Raw genomic sequence first — 3,345 nt, 5'->3', positions numbered from 1 at the left:
CTCCGCGGGCGAGTTGCTCGAGGGCGTCGACGAACCGGCCGAAGCAGGCGGCCGTCACGGCGGCACTGGCGCGACTGCGCGAAACGGCGGAGGGCACCGGCAACGTGCTCCCGCCGATGAAGGAGGCACTGCGCGCCCGCGCGACGGTCGGCGAGGTGTGCGGCGCCCTGCGCGACGTCTGGGGAACCTACGTCCCGGCCGACGCGGTCTGACGCCCTCGGCGTCGGGTGACCCTGCGGTCGGCCCGTCGGGCGCCTCGGCTCCCGACGGGCCGACCCGTCAGGGCTGTTGACCCGAGGCGTCCGGGAAGACCAAGCGGTGCACCGCGTCGAGGCCCCGCTGAGAACCCGGGGCGGCGCCCGCGGGAAGGACGTAGGCGCGGAGCCCGGCGCCTGCCGCGCCGCCGTCCTTGGCCGGATGGTCGCCCACCATCAGCGTCTCCTCCACGGGGACGTCCAACTCCCGGCAGGCGTGCCGGAAGAGCTGCGGGTCCGGCTTCTCCGAGTCGTGCTCGTAGGAGTGCACCCAGGCCGAGAAGTAGTGGTCCAGCCCGTGGTGGGCGAAGGTCGGGCGCAGGTCCCAGCCGACGTCGCTGACCACGCCCAGAGCGATGCCCCGCCGGGCGAGATGCGCCAGCGTCGCCTCGGCGTCCGCGTACGGGCGCCAGTGCTCCGGTGCCTGCAGCTGCTCGTACATCGCGTCCGCGTAGGGGGCCAGGGCCGGGGCGGAGGAGTACCACGTCGTGAAGGCGTGCCGGTGGGCCTTGGAGGAGACGTCGCGGCCGCGCTGCGCCTCGACCACTCCCGGGTCCTGGAGACCCGCCTCGAGGCCCGCGAGGATCTCCTCCATCTCGGCTTCCTCCACCGGCCGCGGAAGCAGGGCGCGGATGCGGTCCGCGTAGGCGCCGATCTGGAAGAGCGTGCCGGAGAAGTCGAAGAGAACCGCCCGAAGGGGCGGCGGGGGCGGCGAGTTGCGGGCACGGATGGGGCCCTCGGGGCCTTGGACGAGGTGATCGGTCATGTGAGCTTCCTAGGGGGTGTCCGCGAAATCCCGCCTGGGGCGGGGGGCCTGGCACGCACGCTATCTGCGGTGTCGGTCGTCGGCGCAGCCCGCTGCGCTCTCCTCCTCCGCCTTGCGATCGCACGCACCAGACCCCGCCCCCCCCCGCCTGGAAAGCGGACGACGTCGGTGAACTCCTCGACGAGCAGGGCCTGAAGGTCGGCGAACACGACACCGTCGGCCCCTCCCCGCAGCAGGCTCTGACCCACGGGGACGAGATCGCGGTGCGCTACGGGCGTCCCGTCGACCTCACACTCGACGGCAGCCGGCACCGCGTGTGGACGACCGCGCGCACCGTCCAGGGAGCGCTGCGGCAGTTCGGCGTGCGCACGCAGGGCGCCGAAATCTCGCTGGCGCCCAGCGCCGCCATCGGCCGTGCGGGCATCACCCTGGACGTACGGACCGAGCGCGGCATCACCTTCCTCGCCGACGGCGAGGAGCAGACCGTGCGCACGAACGCCTCGACGGTGCTCGAAGCGCTCGGCGACGCCGGCATCGAACTGGGAGGCCTGGACACCACATCCGTGCCGATGGAGAGCTTTCCGCGCGACGGGCAGACCATCACCGTCATGCGGATCACCGGCAGGGAGAAGGTGAAGGAGGAGCGGATCGCCTTCGACACGGTGCGTCATCAGGATCCCGAACTGACGCGCGGCACGGAGGTCGTGGCCCGTGCGGGGCGGACCGGAATCCGCCGTGTGACCTACCGGCTGCGTACCGTCAACGGCATGCGGGAGAAGCCGAGACGGATCGCCGTGGAAGTGCTGCGGCATCCCCGGAAAGAGATCATCCGGGTCGGCACGAGACCGCTGCCGCGTTCCGTGCCGGGCGCGGACCATCTCGACTGGCAGGCGCTGGCGCAGTGCGAGTCCGGCGGCCGGCCGCACGCGGTGGACGCCTCGGGGCGCTACGGCGGGCTCTACCAGTTCGACCACCACACCTGGCGTGGCCTGGGAGGAAGCGGCCGCCCGCAGGACGCGCCCGCCGAGGAGCAGACCTTCCGCGCCAAGAAGCTCTACATCTCGGAGGGGGCGAGTCCGTGGCCGTTCTGCGGCCGTAAACTGGCGCGGTGAACGCAGCCCCCGACTCCGGCCCAGACACCGGTCCCGATCCCGGCCCGGACTCCGACGCGGGCTCTGAAACGGCCTCCGAGACGGCATCCGAGACGGACGCTCTCCTCGGCGCGGCCGACATCCGTGAGATGGCCGCGGCGATGGGCGTCCGTCCGACCAAGCAGCGGGGGCAGAACTTCGTCATCGACGCGAACACGGTCCGCAGGATCGTGCGCACCGCCGATGTCCGCGCGGACGACTCGGTACTGGAGATCGGGCCCGGTCTGGGCTCCCTGACCCTGGCCCTGCTCCAGACCGCGGACCAGGTGATCGCAGTCGAGGTCGACGACCAGCTCGCGGCGGGGCTCCCGGCCACCGTGCAGGCCCGACTGCCGCACCGCGCGGACCACTTCACGCTCGTGCACGCCGACGCCATGCAGGTGAGCCGGCTGCCCGGAGCGCCACCCACGTCGCTGGTCGCCAACCTCCCCTACAACGTGGCCGTTCCGGTCCTGCTGCACATGCTGGCCACCTTCCCGAGCCTCGAACGCGCCCTGGTCATGGTCCAGTCGGAGGTCGCCGACCGGCTCGCGGCACCGCCCGGCTCGAAGGTCTACGGCGTTCCCTCGGTCAAGGCCGCCTGGTACTGCGAGGTGAAGCGGGCGGGCGCGATCGGCCGCAGTGTCTTCTGGCCGGCGCCGAATGTGGACTCGGGGCTCGTCTCGCTGGTGCGCCGCGATCCGCCGCGTACGAGCGCGAGCCGCGAAGAGGTCTTCGCCGTGGTGGACGCGGCGTTCGCACAGCGGCGCAAGACGCTGCGCTCGGCGCTCTCCGGGTGGGCCGGCTCGGCAGCCGCCGCCGAGGAGGCGCTGACCCGCGCCGGAGTCTCCCCGCAGGCACGCGGAGAGGCCCTGACCGTCGAGGAGTTTGCGTCCATCGCCGAACAGCACGGCCAGCGCAAGGAGTCCGCCGCGTGACAGACGCCGACCACGTGACCGTACGGGTGCCCGCCAAGGTCAACGTCCAGCTCGCGGTGGGCGGTGTGCGGCCCGACGGCTTCCACGACCTCGCGAACGTCTTCCTCGCCGTCGGCCTGTACGACGAGGTCACCGCATCTCCGGCCGAGGAGCTGGAAGTCACCGTCTCCGGCCCGGACGCCGCGCAAGTACCTCTGGACGGAAGCAACTTGGCGGCGCGCGCGGCGCGGCTCCTGGCGGAGCGGCACGGCCGGGCA

General features: G+C 72.6%; 3 protein-coding genes and 2 pseudogenes. 4 read left to right on the top strand and 1 reads right to left on the bottom strand.

The features are described from left to right. Positions 1–212 (top strand): methylmalonyl-CoA mutase family protein (locus H5J26_RS29640; RefSeq protein ID WP_235981237.1); only part of this gene is annotated, 212 nt, incomplete at its 5' end. Between the two features lie 67 nt (positions 213–279). Here the strand turns inward: H5J26_RS29640 and H5J26_RS29635 are convergent. Continuing rightward, positions 280–1,020, bottom strand: coding sequence for an HAD family hydrolase (locus H5J26_RS29635; protein WP_181769044.1), 741 nt, complete (start codon positions 1,018–1,020; stop codon positions 280–282). Between the two features lie 155 nt (positions 1,021–1,175). Between H5J26_RS29635 and H5J26_RS29630 the strand changes: the two are divergent. From H5J26_RS29630 to H5J26_RS29620, 3 genes and pseudogenes are all read left to right on the top strand, one after another. Further along, positions 1,176–2,132 (top strand): annotated as a pseudogene (locus H5J26_RS29630) (ubiquitin-like domain-containing protein); the annotation flags it as partial. Positions 2,133–2,260: 128 nt separating this feature from the next. Continuing rightward, positions 2,261–3,088 carry a 16S rRNA (adenine(1518)-N(6)/adenine(1519)-N(6))-dimethyltransferase RsmA gene (rsmA, locus tag H5J26_RS29625; protein ID WP_235981238.1) on the top strand — a complete coding sequence of 276 codons (828 nt, stop codon included), beginning with the start codon at positions 2,261–2,263 and terminating at the stop codon, positions 3,086–3,088. Continuing rightward, positions 3,085–3,345, top strand: a pseudogene (locus H5J26_RS29620) (4-(cytidine 5'-diphospho)-2-C-methyl-D-erythritol kinase); the annotation flags it as partial. The gene rsmA and the pseudogene H5J26_RS29620, both read left to right, overlap by 4 nt.

The organism is Streptomyces albidus (ex Kaewkla and Franco 2022), from assembly GCF_013870515.1.
Classification (GTDB): Bacteria; Actinomycetota; Actinomycetes; order Streptomycetales; family Streptomycetaceae; genus Streptomyces; species Streptomyces albidus.
This window is presented reverse-complemented; position numbering and strand designations above follow the sequence as displayed.

Excerpts from the sequence above, each read along its gene's own strand:
- H5J26_RS29635 (WP_181769044.1), bottom strand. The coding sequence starts at position 1,020 with ATGACCGATCACCTCGTCCAAGGCCCCGAGGGCCCCATCCGTGCCCGC.
- rsmA (WP_235981238.1), top strand. The coding sequence starts at position 2,261 with ATGGCCGCGGCGATGGGCGTCCGTCCGACCAAGCAGCGGGGGCAGAAC.